The organism is Variovorax sp. S12S4, assembly GCF_023195515.1.
Taxonomy (GTDB): domain Bacteria; phylum Pseudomonadota; class Gammaproteobacteria; order Burkholderiales; family Burkholderiaceae_C; genus Variovorax.
The window spans coordinates 3,101,906-3,119,432 of record NZ_JALPKR020000002.1; the positions used below are offsets into that span (position 1 = coordinate 3,101,906).

The 17,527-nt window shown below is 63.5% G+C and carries 21 protein-coding genes; 19 read left to right on the plus strand and 2 right to left on the minus strand.

Going from position 1 to position 17,527, the window contains the following annotated elements:
• The first annotated feature begins 182 nt into the window (after positions 1-182).
• The 9 genes from M0765_RS15265 (at position 183) to tatC (ending at position 5,051) form a co-directional block, all read left to right on the plus strand.
• A complete protein-coding gene (locus tag M0765_RS15265) occupies positions 183-1,019 on the plus strand; it encodes a D-hexose-6-phosphate mutarotase (RefSeq protein ID WP_258504422.1) in 837 nt (278 codons plus the stop codon).
• A 19-nt stretch (positions 1,020-1,038) separates the two neighbouring features.
• Positions 1,039-1,818, plus strand: coding sequence for an imidazole glycerol phosphate synthase subunit HisF (hisF, locus tag M0765_RS15270; protein ID WP_126745545.1), 780 nt, complete (start codon positions 1,039-1,041; stop codon positions 1,816-1,818).
• 30 nt (positions 1,819-1,848) lie between these two features.
• Positions 1,849-2,247: a phosphoribosyl-AMP cyclohydrolase gene (gene hisI, locus M0765_RS15275; protein ID WP_258508278.1), complete on the plus strand. Its 399-nt coding sequence runs from the start codon at positions 1,849-1,851 to the stop codon at positions 2,245-2,247.
• A complete protein-coding gene (locus tag M0765_RS15280) occupies positions 2,244-2,624 on the plus strand; it encodes a phosphoribosyl-ATP diphosphatase (RefSeq protein WP_126745547.1) in 381 nt (126 codons plus the stop codon). The genes hisI and M0765_RS15280 overlap by 4 nt, the downstream gene beginning before the upstream one ends.
• Before the next feature lie 13 nt (positions 2,625-2,637).
• Positions 2,638-3,027, plus strand: a complete 390-nt coding sequence (locus M0765_RS15285; protein ID WP_258504423.1) for a DUF4870 family protein — start codon at positions 2,638-2,640, stop codon at positions 3,025-3,027.
• Complete coding sequence (locus tag M0765_RS15290) at positions 3,017-3,376, plus strand: histidine triad nucleotide-binding protein (protein ID WP_157612537.1); 360 nt, start codon at positions 3,017-3,019, stop codon at positions 3,374-3,376. Before M0765_RS15285 ends, M0765_RS15290 begins: the two co-directional genes overlap by 11 nt.
• A 62-nt stretch (positions 3,377-3,438) precedes the next feature.
• Positions 3,439-3,687, plus strand: coding sequence for a Sec-independent protein translocase subunit TatA (gene tatA, locus M0765_RS15295; protein ID WP_126745550.1), 249 nt, complete (start codon positions 3,439-3,441; stop codon positions 3,685-3,687).
• A 13-nt stretch (positions 3,688-3,700) separates the two neighbouring features.
• Positions 3,701-4,159, plus strand: a complete 459-nt coding sequence (tatB, locus tag M0765_RS15300; RefSeq protein WP_126745551.1) for a Sec-independent protein translocase protein TatB — start codon at positions 3,701-3,703, stop codon at positions 4,157-4,159.
• A gap of 76 nt (positions 4,160-4,235) precedes the next feature.
• On the plus strand, positions 4,236-5,051 hold the full coding sequence (tatC, locus tag M0765_RS15305) for a twin-arginine translocase subunit TatC (RefSeq protein ID WP_258504424.1): 816 nt from the start codon (positions 4,236-4,238) through the stop codon (positions 5,049-5,051).
• 40 nt (positions 5,052-5,091) lie between these two features.
• On the opposite strand, the gene M0765_RS15310 is transcribed toward tatC, so the two are convergent.
• Positions 5,092-6,252, minus strand: a complete 1,161-nt coding sequence (locus tag M0765_RS15310; RefSeq protein WP_258504425.1) for a S1C family serine protease — start codon at positions 6,250-6,252, stop codon at positions 5,092-5,094.
• A 285-nt stretch (positions 6,253-6,537) separates the two neighbouring features.
• On the opposite strand from M0765_RS15310, the gene M0765_RS15315 reads away from it, so the two are divergent.
• Genes M0765_RS15315 through pdxA form a run of 3 tightly spaced genes read left to right on the plus strand, consistent with a single transcriptional unit; the run spans position 6,538 to position 9,712 of the window.
• On the plus strand, positions 6,538-7,881 hold the full coding sequence (locus tag M0765_RS15315; protein WP_258504426.1) for an MFS transporter: 1,344 nt from the start codon (positions 6,538-6,540) through the stop codon (positions 7,879-7,881).
• The gene (locus M0765_RS15320) at positions 7,878-8,651 is read left to right on the plus strand and encodes a Nif3-like dinuclear metal center hexameric protein (protein ID WP_258504427.1); all 774 of its coding nucleotides are present in this window, start codon (positions 7,878-7,880) and stop codon (positions 8,649-8,651) included. Before M0765_RS15315 ends, M0765_RS15320 begins: the two co-directional genes overlap by 4 nt.
• On the plus strand, positions 8,648-9,712 hold the full coding sequence (gene pdxA, locus M0765_RS15325; protein ID WP_258504428.1) for a 4-hydroxythreonine-4-phosphate dehydrogenase PdxA: 1,065 nt from the start codon (positions 8,648-8,650) through the stop codon (positions 9,710-9,712). The genes M0765_RS15320 and pdxA overlap by 4 nt, the downstream gene beginning before the upstream one ends.
• On the opposite strand, the gene mscL is transcribed toward pdxA, so the two are convergent.
• Entirely contained in the window at positions 9,709-10,143 is a 435-nt protein-coding gene (gene mscL / locus M0765_RS15330; protein WP_258504429.1) for a large conductance mechanosensitive channel protein MscL, read from the minus strand. The two genes, pdxA and mscL, sit on opposite strands and share 4 nt — an antisense overlap.
• A 192-nt stretch (positions 10,144-10,335) precedes the next feature.
• On the opposite strand from mscL, the gene M0765_RS15335 reads away from it, so the two are divergent.
• The 7 genes from M0765_RS15335 (at position 10,336) to M0765_RS15365 (ending at position 17,490) form a co-directional block, all read left to right on the plus strand.
• The gene (locus M0765_RS15335; protein ID WP_258504430.1) at positions 10,336-11,025 is read left to right on the plus strand and encodes a phosphatase PAP2 family protein; all 690 of its coding nucleotides are present in this window, start codon (positions 10,336-10,338) and stop codon (positions 11,023-11,025) included.
• Positions 11,026-11,410: 385 nt separating this feature from the next.
• Positions 11,411-12,574: a polysaccharide biosynthesis/export family protein gene (locus M0765_RS15340; RefSeq protein WP_258504431.1), complete on the plus strand. Its 1,164-nt coding sequence runs from the start codon at positions 11,411-11,413 to the stop codon at positions 12,572-12,574.
• Positions 12,571-13,026: a low molecular weight protein-tyrosine-phosphatase gene (locus M0765_RS15345; protein ID WP_258504432.1), complete on the plus strand. Its 456-nt coding sequence runs from the start codon at positions 12,571-12,573 to the stop codon at positions 13,024-13,026. Before M0765_RS15340 ends, M0765_RS15345 begins: the two co-directional genes overlap by 4 nt.
• On the plus strand, positions 13,023-15,275 hold the full coding sequence (locus tag M0765_RS15350) for a polysaccharide biosynthesis tyrosine autokinase (RefSeq protein WP_258504433.1): 2,253 nt from the start codon (positions 13,023-13,025) through the stop codon (positions 15,273-15,275). Before M0765_RS15345 ends, M0765_RS15350 begins: the two co-directional genes overlap by 4 nt.
• A 343-nt stretch (positions 15,276-15,618) precedes the next feature.
• Positions 15,619-15,819, plus strand: a complete 201-nt coding sequence (locus M0765_RS15355) for a hypothetical protein (protein WP_258504434.1) — start codon at positions 15,619-15,621, stop codon at positions 15,817-15,819.
• Positions 15,795-16,328 carry a sugar transferase gene (locus tag M0765_RS15360; RefSeq protein WP_258504435.1) on the plus strand — a complete coding sequence of 178 codons (534 nt, stop codon included), beginning with the start codon at positions 15,795-15,797 and terminating at the stop codon, positions 16,326-16,328. The genes M0765_RS15355 and M0765_RS15360 overlap by 25 nt, the downstream gene beginning before the upstream one ends.
• 13 nt (positions 16,329-16,341) lie before the next feature.
• The gene (locus M0765_RS15365) at positions 16,342-17,490 is read left to right on the plus strand and encodes a polysaccharide pyruvyl transferase family protein (protein WP_258504436.1); all 1,149 of its coding nucleotides are present in this window, start codon (positions 16,342-16,344) and stop codon (positions 17,488-17,490) included.
• Positions 17,491-17,527: the final 37 nt, after the last annotated feature.

Consider the following 17,527-nt stretch of genomic DNA (forward strand, 5'->3'; position numbering starts at 1 on the left):
TCGATGTGTAGGTATGGTTTTAGGTTGCGCGCGGACCTGCCGGCGGCTCTTCTTTGTGCGGCGGCAAAAGGGTATCCAAGAAGGCCCCCTGCGTGCAACCAGCAGCACCACGGCTTCGATGAGGTCTTAAGTGTCCATTGCCGCTTTCGGCTGCGGGAATTTCCGCTGCCTACAATTCCCGCATGGACATCAATCCGATCGAGTTTCGCGGCCAGCCGGCGCTTCGCGCCAGCGGTGCCGACGGCAGCGCTTTCACCGTGTCTCTACACGGGGCGCAGCTGCTTTCCTGGACCACGGCGGATGGCGTCGAACGGCTCTACCTGAGCCCGCGCGCCGTGTTCGACGGAGCGGCCGCAATCCGCGGCGGGGTACCCATTTGCTGCCCCCAGTTCAACCAGCGCGGCATGTTGCCCAAGCATGGTTTCATGCGCAATCTGCCTTGGGAAAACCGTGGCATCGACGCCGCATCGGGCGAGCTGACCTTGCGGCTGCGCGACAGCGAGGCCACGCGCAAGCTCTGGCCGCACGCTTTCGAGGCACGCCTGCAGATCGGCATGGGCTCGGGCCGGCTGCGCGCCGCGTTGACGCTGCTCAATGTAGACCATGCGCCGTTCAGCTTTGCGGCGGCGCTGCACACCTACCTGCGCGTCGACGACATTGCCGATGCGCGGCTGGAGGGGCTGGAAGGCGCCAACCGCTGGGATTCGCTGCGCGACGACCGCCATGTGGAAACCGCGCCCGCGCTACGTTTCGATGCGGAGTTCGACAGCGTCTATGCCGCGCCCGCCAAGCCGCTGCGCCTGGTGCAGCCCAGCGGCACGCTCGAAATCACGCAAAGCGCGAGTTGCAGCGAAACCGTGGTGTGGAACCCGGGCGCGGTGCTTGGTGCGAAACTCGCCGACATGCCTGAAGACGGCTACCGGCACATGCTGTGCGTGGAAGCCGCGCGCATCGACGAGCAGGTGCTGCTCTTGCCCGGTGCCCAGTGGCAGGGCTGGCAGCAGCTTCGCGTTCTCTGACTTTTCCTCTCGACCCACCATGCTCGCAAAACGCATCATTCCCTGTCTCGACGTTACCGGCGGCCGCGTGGTCAAGGGCGTCAACTTTCTCGAACTGCGCGATGCCGGCGATCCGGTCGAGATTGCCGCGCGCTACAACGCGCAGGGCGCCGACGAACTCACTTTTCTCGACATCACGGCGACCAGCGACGGCCGCGACCTGATCCTGCCGATCATCGAGGCGGTCGCCTCGCAGGTCTTCATTCCGTTGACTGTTGGCGGCGGAGTGCGCACCGTGGCCGACGTGCGCCGGCTGCTCAACGCCGGTGCCGACAAGACCAGCTTCAACTCGGCGGCCATTGCCGATCCGCAGGTGATCAACGACGCCTCGCAGAAATACGGTTCGCAGTGCATCGTGGTGGCCATCGACGCCAAGCGCCGCAGCCCCGAGGAAGCCGCCACCCGCGGCGCAGGCTGGGACGTGTACAGCCATGGTGGCCGCAAGAACACCGGGCTGGACGCCGTCGAATGGGCGACCGAGATGGTGCGCCGGGGCGCCGGCGAAATCCTGCTCACGAGCATGGACCGCGACGGCACCAAGAGCGGCTTTGACCTTGAACTCACCCGCGCGGTGAGCGACGCCGTGAACGTGCCGGTCATTGCGTCGGGCGGCGTGGGCAACCTCGACGACCTGGCCGACGGCATCCAGACGGGCGGCGCCGACGCGGTGCTGGCCGCCAGCATCTTTCACTACGGCGAGCACACCGTGGGCGAGGCGAAAGCCCGCATGGCCGCGCGGGGCATTCCCGTGCGCACGTGATCCGCTTCGCAGCCGCGCGGCGATGGGACAATACCCTTCATGAATTGGCTTGACGAAGTGAAGTGGGACGCGAACGGCCTGGTGCCCGTGATCGCGCAGGAACAGGGCAGCAACGACGTGCTGATGTTCGCCTGGATGAACCGCGAGGCGCTCGAAAAGACCGCCGAGCTGGGCCGCGCCGTGTATTTCAGCCGCTCGCGCGACAAGCTGTGGTTCAAGGGCGAGGAATCGGGCCATGTGCAGACGGTGCACGAAATCCGCCTCGACTGCGACAACGACGTGGTGCTGCTCAAGGTCACCCAGCTCGGCCACGAGCCCGGCATTGCCTGCCATACCGGGCGCCACAGCTGCTTCTTCAGCAAATACGAGAACGGCCAATGGACCGCGGTCGAACCGGTCTTGAAAGACCCGGAGTCGATCTACAAATGACAGCCACAGTGAACACTTCCGACGCCCTTGCGCGCCTTGCCGCCGTCATCGAAAGCCGCCTGCCCGCGCACGGCGGCGACCCGGAGAAGAGCTACGTGGCGCGCCTGCTGCACAAGGGCCCCGACGCGTTTCTCAAGAAGATCGGCGAGGAAGCCACCGAGGTCGTCATGGCGGCCAAGGACGCCGACCATGGCGGCGACCGCACGAAAATAGTGAACGAAGTGGCCGATTTGTGGTTCCACACCATGGTGGCGCTGGCGCACTACGGTTTCTCGCCCGGCGAGGTCATTGCGGAGCTCGAGCGCCGCGAGGGCACCAGCGGCATCGAGGAAAAAGCCCTGCGCAAGGCGCAGGCCCGCGAGGCATCCAACGATTGAAAGGACACCGCCAATGGCCAACGACATCGTGAACGTGGAACCCGACGACTCCCTCAAGACCTGGGGCTGGGTCAGCTACATCCTGCACCTGATCGTGGCCATCTGCGCTGTATTGCCCGGCGCCCAGGCTTCGGTGGTGCTCCTGCTGGTGGCCCTGGTGATCGACTTCGTCAAGCGCGACAACGCGGCGGGCACTTGGCAGGCGTCGCATTTCAGCTGGCGCATCCGGTCGGTGGTGTGGGCCGGCCTGCTGTACGTGGTCACGTCGTGGCTCTGGCTGCTGTTTCTGGTGCCGGGCTGGATTGCCTGGAGCCTGATCTCGCTGTGGTTCCTCTACCGGATCGTGAAAGGCATGATCCGCATGAACGACAACCGTCCCATGGACCCCAAAGATGTCATCTGATCCGAACTGCGTCTTCTGCAAAATCATCGAAGGCAAGATCCCCTCGCGCAAGGTCTACGAAGACGACGAACTGTTCGGTTTTCACGACATCGCGCCCTGGGCGCCGGTGCATTTCATGCTGGTGCCCAAGAAGCACATCGCCTCTATGGCGCAGCTCACGCCCGACGACGCCGCGCTGATGGGAAAGATCATGACGCTGGCCCCCAAGCTGGCGGTGGAGCAGGGCTGCAGGCCCTATCCGGAGGGCGGCTGGCGCGTCGTCATCAATACGGGCGCCGAGGGCGGGCAGGAGGTGCACCATCTCCATGTCCATGTCATGGGCGGTCCCCGCCCATGGCTTCGTGGCTGAACATTAGGCCAAACTGTCACATTTCGCCCGACTAAAATCGGACACATTCTTAGGAGTCTTCCATGGGTTCATTTTCAATCTGGCACTGGCTGATCGTGCTGCTCGTCGTGGTCATGATCTTCGGCACCAAGAAGCTGCGGAACATGGGTTCCGACCTGGGCGGCGCCGTCAAGGGTTTCAAGGACGGCATGAAAGACGGCGGCACCACTGCCGACGCACCCGCTTCGTCGGCCCCTGCCGCCCAAGTGACCGGCCAGCCGGCCAACAGCGACAAGTCGGCGATCGACGTCGAAGCGCGTCAGAAGTCCTGAGCGCGGGTTTTAAGTGCTCGACCTCGGTATTGAGAAGCTGGCGCTGATCGGCGTCGTGGCGCTGATCGTCATCGGGCCCGAAAAGCTGCCCAGGGTGGCGCGCACGGTCGGCACCCTGCTGGGCAAGGCGCAGCGCTATGTGAACGACGTCAAGGCCGAGGTCAATCGCTCGATGGAACTCGAAGAGCTGCGCAAGATGAAAACCACCGTGGAGGATGCTGCGCGCGACGTCGAGCACAGCATCCAGACGGGCGCGACCGATCTTGAAAAGCAGTTCTCCGGCTCGGGCGAAACCCTTTCGGCGCTGGCCGAACCGGAGCCTTCGGTGCCCGAGTACAGGCATCCGCGCAAGAACTGGCGCCTGAAGCAGGGCGCCACGCCGCAGTGGTACAAGGCCCGCAACGGCGTTCGCACCAAGGCGCTGTCGGGTGCCGCCCGCGTTGCCCGTTTCCGTCCCCACAAGATCAACTAGCGGCTTTTACAACCGCGTTCCTCGTGCGCCGCACGCCGGCCGAAGCCACGCTTTCTCCTGCTCTCTTTCCCTTCCAATGGCCGATTCCGACAACAAGAACAAAGACGCAGAAGACGAATTGGCGGGCACCGAACAGCCGTTCGTGCAGCACCTGGTCGAACTCCGCGACCGGCTGCTTTATTGCGTCTACGGCCTGGTGGTCGCGGGCGTGCTGCTGGCCATCTGGCCAGGGCCGGCCGGGCTGATCGACCTTATTGCCATGCCGATCCAGGCCCACATGCCGCCGGGCGCCAAGCTCATCGCGGTGGGCGTGTTCTCGCCTTTCTTCGTGCCGCTCAAGGTGCTGATGATGACGGCCGTGCTGCTGGCGCTGCCTTGGCTCATGTACCAGGCCTGGATGTTCGTGGCGCCGGGGCTCTATAGCCATGAAAAGAAATTCGCGCTGCCGCTGATCTTGTTCGGCAGCCTGCTGGCCTATGTCGGCATCGCCTTTGTGCAGTTCTTCGTGCTGGACAAGATGTTCGGCTTCATTCAGCAATTCACGCCGCCGAGCGTGAATGCCACGCCTGACATCTCGTCATACGTGGAGGCCATCTTGTCGCTCTACATCGCGTTCGGCGTCGCGTTCCAGGTGCCGATCGTCGTGATGCTGCTGGTGAAGTTCGAGATGGTGACCATCGAAAAGCTGCGCTCGTTCCGCGGCTACTTCATCGTGGTGGCCTTCGTCATCGCCGCGGTGCTCACACCGCCCGACGTGGTGTCGCAGCTCGCGCTGGCGGTGCCGATGTGCCTGCTGTACGAGGTCGGCATCATCGGTGCGCGCTACTTCGCAATGGGCACCAAGAAGCCGTCCGAAGAGGAAGAAAGCGCCGATTCCTCGGCCTCCTCCTGATCGATCGCTATTCGGTTCCGGCGCCTCGGCGCCTCGGCGGCTACTCGGGCTGGTTGGGCATTTGCCGAACGGGGCTCTTGGGCCGCAGGCCCGGCGTCACGTCCAGTTCCATCTTGTCAGTGCCGCGCTGCAGCGCAAAGCGTGCGGTGCTGCCCGGCTTCAGGCCGGCCACGGCGGTCAGCAGGGCCTGCACGTTGTCGGTCTTCTTTTCCCCGACCGAAGTGATCACGTCGCCGGGGCGGATGCCGGCCTTGGCCGCGGGCCCGTTCTGGAGCACGCCGGTGATGATGACGCCGGTATCGGCCTTCACGCCGAAGGTCTCGGCCAGTTCGGGCGAAAGCTCGTTCGGCTCGACGCCGATCCAGCCGCGGCGCACCTGGCCTTCCTTCACGATGCCTTCGAGCACGATCTTCGCCATGGACACCGGAATGGCGAAGCCGATGCCCATGCTGCCGCCCGAGCGCGAATAGATGGCGGTGTTGACGCCCTGCAGGTTGCCGTTGACGTCGATCAGCGCACCGCCCGAATTGCCGGGGTTGATGGCCGCGTCGGTCTGGATGAAGTTCTCGAAGTTGTTGATGCCGAGCTGGTTGCGCCCCAGCGCCGAGACGATGCCGCTGGTCACCGTCTGGCCCACGCCGAAGGGATTGCCGATGGCCAGCACCTGGTCGCCCACCTGCAGGTCGTCCGAGTTGCCCAGCACGATGGCGGGCAGCTTGTCCATTTCGATCTTGAGCACGGCAAGGTCGGTGTCGGGGTCGGTGCCGATCACCTTGGCGCGCGTGTGGCGGCTGTCGTTGAGCGTGATCTCGATCTCGTCCGCGCCCTCGACCACGTGGTTGTTGGTGAGGATGTAGCCCTCGGAGCTCACGATGACGCCGCTGCCCAGCCCCACCTGGGGCTGGTCGCCCTGGTCACCGAAGAAAAACCGGAACCACGGGTCGTTGCTGCGCGGATGGCGTTGCGCCGCCTTGCTGGTGTTGATGCTCACCACCGCCGGAGAAGCCTTCTTGGCCGCCGCGCTCAGGCTGCCCGCGGGCGCAACCGCCGGCGCACCGGCCGGTGCCTCGACGATCGAGACCACGCCGCCGAGCGAGGTGGAGCGCCGGTTGATCCACTCGGGCTTGAGGGTCGCAACAACAAAATAGGCCGCCAGGAGGACGGTCACGGCTTGGGCAAAGAGCAGCCAGGTGCGTTTCATGAAATTTGTTAGCGGGTAAGCACGCCGTCCGGTGCGGCGCTACAGGCTCGATTGTCCCTCAACCCCCGGCCGCCGGAAAACCGCGCCGGCCGGTCGAGATTGGCGCAGGCCTCAGGCGCCAATACGGGATAACCCTTAGCATCGCGAAGCGAGCCCACACGGCTCCGGATTCCGGCCTTCCGCCACGCCCACCCGGCGCACGCGGCCAGGTGTTTCGCCGGCGCGCTGCCTTTCCGCTTTCAATCCCTGGCGGTCCTGCGTGCGGCAACGACTTCCCTGCCAGCCATGACTTCTCAAGCCCTTTCTCCGGACGGCACCCGGCCGGTTCCGGCCCGCACGCTCGACTCCCGCGACTACAAGACCCTTGCCCTGTCCGCTCTTGGCGGAACGCTGGAGTTCTACGACTTCGTCATCTACGTTTTCTTTGCCACCGTGCTGGGGGCGCTTTTCTTTCCGGCCGACATGCCCGACTGGCTGCGGCAGCTGCAAACCTTCGGCATCTTTGCCGCCGGCTACCTGGCCCGGCCAGTGGGCGGCATCGTCATTGCGCATTTCGGCGACCTGCTTGGCCGCAAGCGCATGTTCACGCTGTCGATCTTCCTGATGGCGGCGCCCACGCTGGTCATCGGCCTGTTGCCCACCTATGCCAGCATCGGCATTGCCGCACCCTTGCTGCTGCTGGCCATGCGTGTCCTGCAGGGCGCGGCCATCGGCGGCGAAATGCCCGGCGCATGGGTGTTCGTCGGCGAGCACGTGCCGGCGCAGCGCTATGGCTTCGGCATCGGCACGCTGACCTCGGGCATCACCGGCGGCATCCTGCTCGGCTCGCTGGTTGCGGTGGGCATCAACCGCTACTACCTGCCCGCGGAGGTGAGCGACTTTGCGTGGCGCATTCCCTTTGTGCTGGGCGGCGTGTTCGGGCTCGTCTCGGTGTACCTGCGCCGTTTCCTGCACGAGACACCGGTCTTCAAGGAACTGGCGGACCGCAAGACCGTTGCGCGCGAGTTGCCGCTGCGCACGGTGCTGCGCGAGCACCGCGCGGCAAGCATCTATGTGGGCCTGCTGACCTGGGTGCTGTCGGCCGCCATCGTCGTGGTGGTGCTGTACACGCCCACCTACCTGCAGAAGGTGCATCACATTCCGGCCGCGCTGGCACTCGAAGCCAACGCGCTGGCCACGCTGACCCTGACCATCGGCTGCGTGCTGGTCGGCTGGGCCTGCGACCGCATCGGCACGCGCGCGGTCATGCTCGTCGGCTGGGGCGGATTGTTCGCGACCGCGTACCTGTTCTACACGGGGCTGCCGGGTACGCCGGCCACGCTCTTCTGGCACTACGGCCTGGTGGGCCTCTTCGTGGGCACCATTGCCACGGTGCCGATTGCCGGCGTGCGCGCGTTCCCGGCGCCGGTGCGCTTCACCGGCCTTTCGTTTGCCTACAACATGTCGTACGCCGTGTTCGGCGGTCTGACGCCGGTGATCCTGACCGTCTGGCTCCAGCACGACGCCATGGCCCCGGCGCACTACGTTGCAGTGCTCGCCGGGCTGGGTTTCCTGCTGGCGCTGTGGCCCCTGGCGGCACGCGGCCATGCCATGCGCGATGGAGGCGGGAGCGCGACAATGTCGCGATGAGCACCACCCGCCACGAACTGCTGCACGCCTTCGACCTGCTTCTTGCGCCTTCGCGCTTCAAGGACTACGGGCCGAACGGCCTGCAGGTCGAGGGCCGCACCGTGGTGCGGAAAATCGTCTCCGGCGTCACGGCGAGCCGCGCGCTGATCGAAGCCGCCATTCACGCCGAGGCCGACGCCATCTTCGTTCACCACGGCCTGTTCTGGCGCGGCCAGGACAGCTGCGTGACCGGCTGGATGAAGCAGCGCCTCGGCCTCTTGCTCGGCGATGACGTCAACCTCTTTGCGTACCACCTCCCGCTCGACGCGCACCCCGAGCTCGGCAACAACGCCCAGCTGGGCCTGCAGCTCGGCCTGCTTGCGCATGCCGGCTCCACCGGGCGCTTTGGCGAGCAGGAACTCGGTTTTCTGGGCGCGCGCGAAAACGGCGAGAGCTTTGCCAGCGCCAAGGAACTCGCGGCGCACGCAGAAAAGGTTCTCAAGCGGCCCGTCACGCTGGTGGACACCGCCCACAAAGCCATCAAGAACATCGCGTGGTGCACGGGCGGTGCGCAAGGCTATTTCGAGGCTGCCATTGCCGCCGGGGCCGATGCTTTCATCACCGGCGAGATCTCCGAACCCCAGGCCCACTATGCACGCGAGATGGGCGTCGCCTTCCTGGCTTGCGGGCACCATGCCACCGAGCGCTATGGCGCGCAGGCCGTAGCGGCCCATGTGGCGGCCCAACTCGGGCTGAAGCACGAGTTCATCGACATCGACAACCCCGCATGAACGGCAAGGCTCCTGCTGCTGCCGGCGCACCCTTGGCGGTGACGCTCGGCGACCCCGCGGGCATTGGCCCGGAAATCATCGTCAAGGCATTCCGCCAGGCGCCTGACGCCGCGCGCGGCGCCTTCGTGGCCGGCGACGTGGGCACCATGCGCCGTGCGTCCCAGGCCCTGGCGCTGCCGGGGCAGCCGGCATGGCCGGTGGCGGAAATCGAGCACCCGGCCGAGGCGGCCGCCGTGCCGCCGGGCTGCATTCCCGTGCTGCAGGTGGTGGCGCAGCCCGCGCACATCGTGCGCGGGCAAATCAGCGCCGAAGCCGGGCGCGTCGCGGGCGAGTGCGTGGTCTGGGCCGCGCGGGCGGCATTGCGGGGCGACATCGCGGCCATAGTGACAGCGCCGCTGCACAAGGAAGCACTGGCCGCGGCCGGCTTTCCTTACCCGGGCCATACCGAGCTGCTGCAGGCCGAGGCCGCCGCGCATGCGGGCGTTGCCGTGGACGGCATGCCGGTGCGCATGATGCTGGCCAACGACGACCTGCGCACTGTGCTCGTCAGCATTCACATGTCGCTGCGCGACGCCATCACCGCGGTGAGCTTCGGCAATGTGCTGGAAACGCTGCGCATCACCCACCGTGCCTTGCACCGCATGCTCGGGCGGGCGCCGCGCATCGGCGTGGCCGGCCTCAATCCGCATGCGGGTGAGGGCGGCCTCTTCGGCAGCGAAGAGCGCGACATCATTGCGCCCGCCATTGCGGCCGCGCGTGCCGAGGGCATCGACGCCGGCGGTCCGCATGCGCCCGACACCGTCTTCATGCGCGCGCGGGCCAAGGCCGGCGTGTCCGGGAGCGGCGAGTTCGATGTGGTGGTGGCGATGTACCACGACCAGGGGCTGATTCCGGTCAAGTACCTGGGCGTGGAAAAGGGCGTGAACGTGACGCTGGGCCTGCCGCTGGTGCGCACCAGCCCGGACCACGGCACCGCGTTCGACATTGCGGGCAAGGGCCTGGCCGACGCCTCGAGCCTCGTCGAGGCGTTGCGCATGGCCAGGACGCTGACGAGCGGCTAAGGGCGATTCTTCAGGCTGTCGCGAATCTCGCGCAGCAGGGCAATGTCTTCCGGCGGCGCCACCGGGGCCGCGGGCGCCTCGGCATGGTGCTTGCGCAGCTTGTTGATCTGCTTGACCATCATGAAGATGATGAAGGCAAGGATGACGAAATTGACCGCAATGGTGATGAAGTTGCCATAGGCCAGCACCGGCACGCCGGCTTTCTTCAGGTCGGCCAGGTTGTTGGCCACGCCCGCAGGGACGGAACCCAGCACCAGGTACAAATTGGAGAAATCGAGCTTGCCGAACACCAGCCCGACCACCGGCATGATGATGTCGCTGACCAGCGAGTCGACGATCTTGCCGAACGCCGCGCCGATGATCACGCCCACCGCGAGATCGACGACATTGCCCTTGACGGCAAATTCCTTGAATTCACTGAGGATGCTCATGATTTCGATGTGCTGGGGCGCACCGGTGTTGAAGATGCCGCGAGTATGCCTGTGGAACAATCGGCCCGCCTGGAACTCGATCGACACATGGCTGTAGTTCGAAAGAGTTCCCCGGCGGATGGCTGGCTTTAATGATAACGAATCAAATCACCGAGCCACCGCACCGACAGGGCGCAATTCCATTTCAAATCGATGAATAGTTTTTGGTTAATGGTCACCGGATTGGGTGACAGCGGCTTTCTATTGCCCGCCGCATTGTGGATTGCAATTTGGTTGGCGGTCGACCGCAGCACGCGTCCCGCCGCGGTGCATTGGGCGCTCCTATTTGGGGGATGCGGCCTTGCCGTGATGCTGTCCAAGCTGGCTTTTCTGGGCTGGGGCATTGGCAGCGCACGTTTCGATTTCACAGGCTTTAGCGGCCATACCGCATTGGCAACGAGCGTGTGGACAGTTGTTTTTTGGCTGGCGGCCCTGCGGTTTGCACCGTTCTTGCGCATTGCGGCGGCCATTGCGGGATGGGCGTGGGGCGTCGCTGTCGGAGTGTCGCGGCTGGCGCTTGAAGTGCACTCCACCGCAGAAGTAGTGACAGGCGTTGTGCTCGGCACGGTTGTGAGCGCAAGCTTTCTCTGGTTGCAGCGCGACAGGCTGACCATCGTCTCGTTGCGAACGCCTGGCTGGCTCGCAGCGGGTGTCGTGGTGCCGCTGTTGCTTTTCGTCATCGTGGGGCGGCCCGCGCCCACTCAGTACGCGCTGGAATCCGTTGCCGCCTGGATGGCGGGCATCGAGCGCCCCTACAGGCGCAGCGATCTTCTGCGTGGCCGCCAACCCGCCCGCGCGCCCGTAGGGAATTCACAGGTGCTTACAAAAGAGCAAACCTTTTAGACGATCGGCCAATACGCATCAATTGTCGCTTGAATGCCACAATTGATGCCGTCAATGGGTTAATTGATAGTTCACATTTGCAAACCGCGCGCAGCGGCTTTGCATGTCCCACGAAGGTCTTCATTCCCCAATGAAACACGGCCCTTCGGCATTGCGGTCGAACATTCCCCTGCGCAGCCTCGGGATATTCCACAGATAGACACAGTTTTTTCGTCTATTCAACGGAAAACAGGGGATGCGCGGGCAGCGACAATTCGGCCGGCGCGCCTGACGACAACGCGAAGGCTCGCTTTCACGAACCGTGACAAAAAGGTCGAGGCCAAATGCGGATTGGGCTCGGGCCTTGCATATGAATCACGGAATGTCGAAAAAACCAATTTGTGCAATGGGGATCAATTTGACACGCTACGTGCACCCGTCAGGGTGGGGTTTAGCCCTAGTCGGCGCGTTATTGCTGCAGGGTTGCGCACCGGGCTTCAGTTCTGTGTCCGCCTACGAGGCCGACCAGAGCCTGCCCCCGGAATTCCAGTACCTGCCGGCCGACGGCGCACCGGATGGGGTCATCACCTCGATTTCACCCGCGCTCATCCGCGCGATGGCCGAGGCGCAGCCTACGGCCGTACCGTCCGAGGTGAAGGCGCTTTTCGGCGAGGCGCCGGTCTACACCATCGGGCCCGGCGACGTCGTGGGCGTGATCGTGTACGACCATCCGGAACTGCTGCCCAACGCGGGCGCGGTCATCACGCAGCAGGCCGACCCCACGGGCATCAGCGTGGCGCCCGGCTTCATCGTCGGCGCGGACGGGCAGATCACCTTTCCCTACATCGGGCGCGTCAAGCTCCAGGGGCTGACCGAAATCGAGGCTTCCGATCTCATTGCCAAGCGCATTGCGGCCTACATCCGCGATCCGCAGGTGACGGTGCGCATCCAGTCCTTCAGAAGCCGCCGCGCCTTCGTCGAAGGCGAGGTGCGGAACCCGGGGCTGCAGATCTTCACCGACGTGCCGATGACGCTGGCCGAGGCCATCAGCCGTGCCGGCGGCATCACCGCGAACGGCGACCGTTCACTCGTTACGCTGCAGCGCGGCGGCAAGTCCACGCTCATCAACCTCACGAACCTCCAGGACCTGGGCGCCGACGCAAGCCAGATTCCGCTGCGCAACGGCGACGTGATCCAGGTGCGGCACCGCGACGAGAGCAAGGTGTTCGTGATGGGCGAAATCTCGCGTCCCTCGGCCCTGCTCATGCACAACGGGCGGCTCAGCTTGAACGAAGCGCTGGGCGAGGCCGGCGGCCCCAACCTGGCTTCCGCCAACACCGGGCAGGTCTACGTCATTCGCAACAACGCCAGGGGCTTGCCGGCCATCTTCCACCTGAATGCGAAGAACCCGGCTGCGCTGGCACTGGCCGAGCGCTTCCCGCTGCAGCCGCGCGACGTGGTCTACATCGATTCCGTGCCGCTCGTGACCTGGAACCGCCTGGCCAGCCTGATCCTGCCCGCGGCGCAAGTCATCAACGCCGGCGACGAGGTCTGGAGCCGCCACAGATGAAATCCATCCTGACCGTCTGCATCGGCAACATCTGCCGAAGCCCCATGGCGGAAGGCCTCCTGGCCGCCGGGCTGCCGCACCTCCGGGTGGTGTCGGCCGGTACGGGCGCGCTGGTCGGCAAGCCGGCCGATGCCATGGCGCAAAGGCTCATGCAGGCGCGCGGCATCGACATCTCGGCTCACGTCGCGCAGCAGGTGAGCCAGTTGCTGTGCCGCCAGGCCGACCTGATCCTGGTGATGGACATGGAGCAGCGCCGCTACCTCGAAGCGACCTACCCGTTCGTGCGCGGCAAGGTCTTTCGCATTGCAGAGGCCGCCAAGCAGGACGTGCCCGACCCCTACCGGAAAGACGAGGCGGCCTTCGAGCATGCCCTGGCCCTCATCGACGTGGGCGCCAGGACCTGGATCGATCGCATTCTGAAAATTACAAAACCCGAGCAGCAACCGACATGAACGCACCCCAGCAAGCCGCCCTGCCGATGCCAGCGCTGGAAGAAGAGGGCGAAGGAATCAACCTCGTCGAGTACCTCGACATCCTCGTGGACAACCGCTGGCTCATCGCCATCGTGACCGCGGCGGCCTTGTTCCTCGGCGTTGCCTATGCCTTCTTCGGCAAGCCCATGTACGAAGCCAATGTGGCGGTGCAGGTGGAAGACTCCGGCAACTCGGCGGGCAGCTTCCTGGGCGACGCAGCGTCTTCGTTGCTGAGCGTGAAGACCCCCGCCGCGGGCGAAATCGAGATCATCAAGTCGCGCGCCATCCTGGCGCAGGCGGTGGAAAACACCAAGCTCTACATCAGCGCGCAGCCCCGCTATGCGCCCGTGGTGGGCAGCTGGCTTTCGCGGCGCGCCACCGATCTTTCGAACCCCGGCTTCATGGGCCTGTCGGGTTACGTGACCGGCACCGAGAAGATCGTCGTTCCCCAGTTCGACGTGCCGGCCGATCTCGAAGAGCAACAGTTCTCTCTGACTGTACAAGCCGACAACCGCTACGAGCTGGCCCACCCCGGCATCGAGACCCCGCTCCAGGGCGCCATCGGAACCCCGCTGGTTGCGAATCTTCCGGGCGGCAGCTTGCGGCTCCTGGTCAGCTCCGTCAGCGCCAAGCCCGGGGCCCAGTTCCGGCTGGTCCGGTTCTCGAAGCAGCTGACGCTGCTGTCGCTGCAGGACGGCCTCAAGGTCGTTGAAAAGGGCAAGCAGTCGGGCGTGATCGACGTCAGCTGGAAGCACCCGAGCCCTGAAAAGCTGACGCAGCTGCTCAACGAGATCGGCCGCCTTTATGTGCGCCAGAACATCGAGCGCAAGGCTGCCGAAGCCGAAAAGACATTGGGCTTTCTCGATACCGCGCTGCCCCAGTTCAAGAAGCAGCTCGAGCAATCCGAAGACCTCTACAACCGCTACAGGAACGAGAACGGCACCGTCAGCCTGGACGACGAGGCAAAGAATGCCCTGACGCAGACGGTCGATCTGCAATCCAGGTTGCTCGAAGCGCAGCAGAAGCGGCGCGAGCTCTCCGCGCGCTTCACGGACAAGCATCCGAGCATCCAGACACTGGACACGCAAATCTCGGCGTGGAAGGGCGAAATCGCCTCGGTCGATTCGCGCATCCGCAAGATGCCGCTGCTGCAGCAGAACACCGTGCAGATGCAGCGCGACATCAAGGTCAACACCGACCTCTATGTGTCGCTGCTCAACAGTTCGCTGCAGATGCGGCTGGCCAAGGAAGGCAAGGTCGGCAACGTGCGCCTGCTGGACGACGCCATCATTCCGGAAGAGCCCGTCTGGCCCAAGAGGCCGTTGATCCTCGCCCTGGCATTGCTCTTGGGGCTGATGGCCGGCGTGGCGGCCGCCATTGCAAGGAACTCGTTCTTCGGCGGCATCCGCAATCCGAGCGAGATCGAAATGCACACCGGGCTCAGCGTCTACAGCAGCATTCCCCTGAGCGGCGCCCAGCGGATGATCGACCGAAGCATCGAGAACAAGGCGCCCGGCTTGCACATCCTGGCGCTGCAGCATTCGGAAGACCCCGCGGTGGAGAGCCTGCGCAGCCTGCGAACCGCCCTGCAGTTCGCCATGCTGGAGGCGCCCAACAACCGCCTGCTCATCTCGGGTGCGACGCCCGGGGTCGGGAAGACTTTTGTTTCCGTCAATTTCGCGGCAATTACCGCCGCGTCGGGCAAAAAGGTTCTCCTGGTCGATGCCGATTTGCGCAAGGGCCGGGTTAATCAATTCTTCTCAATGTCTCGATCTTCCGGTTTATCCGAATTGATCGCGGGCACATTGAGCCTCGAAAAAGCGGTTCGTCCGTCGGTTCTGCCGAATCTGGACGTGATAACGACCGGGGTGCTTCCGCCCAACCCCGCCGAATTGCTCCTGAGCGACTCTTTTTCGCAACTTTTGGAAAAACTGTCGCCAAGCTATGACCTGGTGATCATCGATACGGCGCCGGTGTTGGTGGCTGCCGACACGGCTTCGGTGGCACCGCTCGCAGGCTCGCTGCTGCTGGTGGCCCGCGCCGAGAAAACCCAGCTGGGCGAATTGAACGAGAGTGTCCGGAGATTGGCGCACGCGGGCTGTTCAGCCAATGGCGTTATTTTGAATGCTATGGACTTATCGCGGCGCCACGCCGGTAGCAGCAGCTACAAATATGGCGGTTACCGTTACATACACTATAAATATAAAAACAACAGGGATACCACCTAGTTGGCCACGCTATATCTGTGAAAATTAGGCCAGAGTGTGGAATTTATCACTCGAAGCACTAGATTGGTGCCTTTGCCCAAAACCTAATAACAAAGGCCTAGGGCTAAGTACTTCGTTCTTTTGTATTACGTGGTTGAGTCGCTTGGATTGCGCAATGGTATTTGTTGCGCAGCGTCCTTCAAGGCTCCCGGGCCGGACCGTATCGGGTCTGAAGCCCGAGCCGCAACTTATCACCGACCCGCTAGGGGCAAGCATTTGCTTGTAAGACGAAAGGTGCTCCAGAAATGAGAGTTCTTAAGCTAAAAACTTGCCTCCGCTGCAAATGTGAGAACGGGGCATTCCTATGACCAATTTCCGTTCGGAGGAATTGACCGCGCCCAGCAGCGAAGAAATGCATTCCGAATTCTCGGACACGGCGTGGGAAAGGGTCAATCACCCGGCCATGCTGCGCATTGCCAAAAGAGCGGTGGATATTGCCGCATCTCTTTTCTTTTTACCGCTTTCGGCTGGCTTTACGTCTTGCTTGCCATTGGCGTTTTTCTGAGTTCCGGAGCTCCCGTTCTTTATTCGCAGCCGCGTTATGGACGGGGAGGGCGCGTGTTCAAGTTCTACAAGTTCCGCTCCATGCTGCCCAACTCCGCCCAGATCCTCGAGGAGCACCTCAAGAACGATCCCGTGGCGCGCCAGCAATGGGACGACTATCAAAAGCTCGAGAACGATCCCCGCATTACCCGCTTCGGCAAGTTCATCCGCAAGACTAGCCTGGACGAATTGCCGCAGTTCTGGAATGTGCTGGTTGGAGACATGAGCCTGGTCGGCCCCCGGCCCTGCATGCTCGATCAGAAGGGCCTCTATGGCGCCGACTGGTCGTTCTATTGCGCCGTGCGGCCCGGAATCACGGGCCTGTGGCAAGTGAGCGGCCGCAATCAGCTGAGCTACAAAAAACGCGTGGCGCTGGACGTCACCTATGTCGAGACGCTCTCCGTGGGAAGGGATATCGGCATTTTCATCAGGACCATCTGGGTGGTGGCTGTAGGCCACGGTTCTCGGTGACGCTCATTCAAAGATGAAAAAGATCCTGATTTGTGCGGTGCCGTTCAGCGACAACCTGGGAGACGGGGTGATCGCGGCATCGTTGGCCCACATCGCGGGAATGAAGTACCCGCGGGCGAGCGTCGAGTTTCTGGACATTGCCGGCCGGGTGGGCTTCGAGGAAGAAAACCTGCGAGGTGGGGGCGCTTTCCGGCTTTTCGCAAAGCTGCCTTCCCTGCTTCGGTCGCTGATCGTTTTTCTTTACTGCCTCAAGGGCTACTTTCTGGTCTGGCGAAAGAACTGGAAAGCCGCCATCAGCGATGCGGACCTGATCGTCATTGGAGGCGGTCAGCTGTTTTGCGACGTGGCGCTCAATTTTCCGGCGAAGCTTTTTCTCCTGAGCCGGCTTCTGCGCGGAAAACGGGTGGTGGTGGTGTCGGTCGGGGTCACGGCCCGGTGGTCGTTTCTGGGCCGCTTCCTCGTCAAGCGCTTCATCAGCAATGCGAGACCGGTTTTCTACGCTACGCGCGACAAGGAATCGGCAAACAACCTGCATACCCATTTCGGAATTCCGAGGGGAAGCATCAGGGTGGTTCCCGATCCCGCGCTGGTTTGTGCCGATGCGTTCTCCGAAGAACTTTCGCCGGAGAAGAACTGGGACATCGGCATTTGCGTGAGCAGCCTCGACGCGCTGGTCATGAACTCCGAATACGCGAACGCCAACTCGACGGAGTCGGCCAGGTTCTTTTCAACGCTCGCCGAATCGCTGCGGGCGGAGGGAAAGCGGGTGCTGTATTTCACCAATGGCGCGTCTGAAGACAACAAGATCCTGAACGAGATTTCTGCGGAATCGAACGCGCCGAAATCCAGCTTCCTGGTTCCGCGGCATCCAGATGAACTCGTTTCATTGATCAGCGCTTGCTCGTGCATCGTGGCGCACCGGCTGCACGCAAACATCGTGGCCTACAGCCTGAACATTCCGTCGATTGGAATGAATTGGGACAAGAAGGTCGAATCCTTCTTCGAGTTGACGAAGCGAAAACGCTATCTCTTCGACCTGTCGCCTCGCGTGGAAAAACTCGAAGCCTCGGTGTTGGGCGTTCTGAACGAAAAGACTCCGGACCGGCAAACACTCGATCTGCTCAGGGGCGAGGTGGTGGCCGGAATTCATGCCTTGATCTGACTGCGCAGGCCATGAAAATATTGCACATTGCCGAAAC

What these genes read in the sequence shown, in the direction of transcription:
- pdxA (WP_258504428.1), top strand. Translation starts at nt 8,648, where the DNA reads ATGAACGGCAAGGCTCCTGCTGCTGCCGGCGCACCCTTGGCGGTGACG.
- M0765_RS15340 (WP_258504431.1), top strand. Translation starts at nt 11,411, where the DNA reads ATGGGGATCAATTTGACACGCTACGTGCACCCGTCAGGGTGGGGTTTA.
- hisF (WP_126745545.1), top strand. Translation starts at nt 1,039, where the DNA reads ATGCTCGCAAAACGCATCATTCCCTGTCTCGACGTTACCGGCGGCCGC.
- mscL (WP_258504429.1), bottom strand. Translation starts at nt 10,143, where the DNA reads ATGAGCATCCTCAGTGAATTCAAGGAATTTGCCGTCAAGGGCAATGTC.
- M0765_RS15335 (WP_258504430.1), top strand. Translation starts at nt 10,336, where the DNA reads ATGAATAGTTTTTGGTTAATGGTCACCGGATTGGGTGACAGCGGCTTT.
- M0765_RS15265 (WP_258504422.1), top strand. Translation starts at nt 183, where the DNA reads ATGGACATCAATCCGATCGAGTTTCGCGGCCAGCCGGCGCTTCGCGCC.
- M0765_RS15355 (WP_258504434.1), top strand. Translation starts at nt 15,619, where the DNA reads ATGACCAATTTCCGTTCGGAGGAATTGACCGCGCCCAGCAGCGAAGAA.
- tatA (WP_126745550.1), top strand. Translation starts at nt 3,439, where the DNA reads ATGGGTTCATTTTCAATCTGGCACTGGCTGATCGTGCTGCTCGTCGTG.
- M0765_RS15345 (WP_258504432.1), top strand. Translation starts at nt 12,571, where the DNA reads ATGAAATCCATCCTGACCGTCTGCATCGGCAACATCTGCCGAAGCCCC.
- M0765_RS15350 (WP_258504433.1), top strand. Translation starts at nt 13,023, where the DNA reads ATGAACGCACCCCAGCAAGCCGCCCTGCCGATGCCAGCGCTGGAAGAA.
- M0765_RS15280 (WP_126745547.1), top strand. Translation starts at nt 2,244, where the DNA reads ATGACAGCCACAGTGAACACTTCCGACGCCCTTGCGCGCCTTGCCGCC.
- M0765_RS15365 (WP_258504436.1), top strand. Translation starts at nt 16,342, where the DNA reads ATGAAAAAGATCCTGATTTGTGCGGTGCCGTTCAGCGACAACCTGGGA.
- M0765_RS15310 (WP_258504425.1), bottom strand. Translation starts at nt 6,252, where the DNA reads ATGAAACGCACCTGGCTGCTCTTTGCCCAAGCCGTGACCGTCCTCCTG.
- M0765_RS15315 (WP_258504426.1), top strand. Translation starts at nt 6,538, where the DNA reads ATGACTTCTCAAGCCCTTTCTCCGGACGGCACCCGGCCGGTTCCGGCC.
- M0765_RS15290 (WP_157612537.1), top strand. Translation starts at nt 3,017, where the DNA reads ATGTCATCTGATCCGAACTGCGTCTTCTGCAAAATCATCGAAGGCAAG.
- tatC (WP_258504424.1), top strand. Translation starts at nt 4,236, where the DNA reads ATGGCCGATTCCGACAACAAGAACAAAGACGCAGAAGACGAATTGGCG.
- M0765_RS15285 (WP_258504423.1), top strand. Translation starts at nt 2,638, where the DNA reads ATGGCCAACGACATCGTGAACGTGGAACCCGACGACTCCCTCAAGACC.
- M0765_RS15320 (WP_258504427.1), top strand. Translation starts at nt 7,878, where the DNA reads ATGAGCACCACCCGCCACGAACTGCTGCACGCCTTCGACCTGCTTCTT.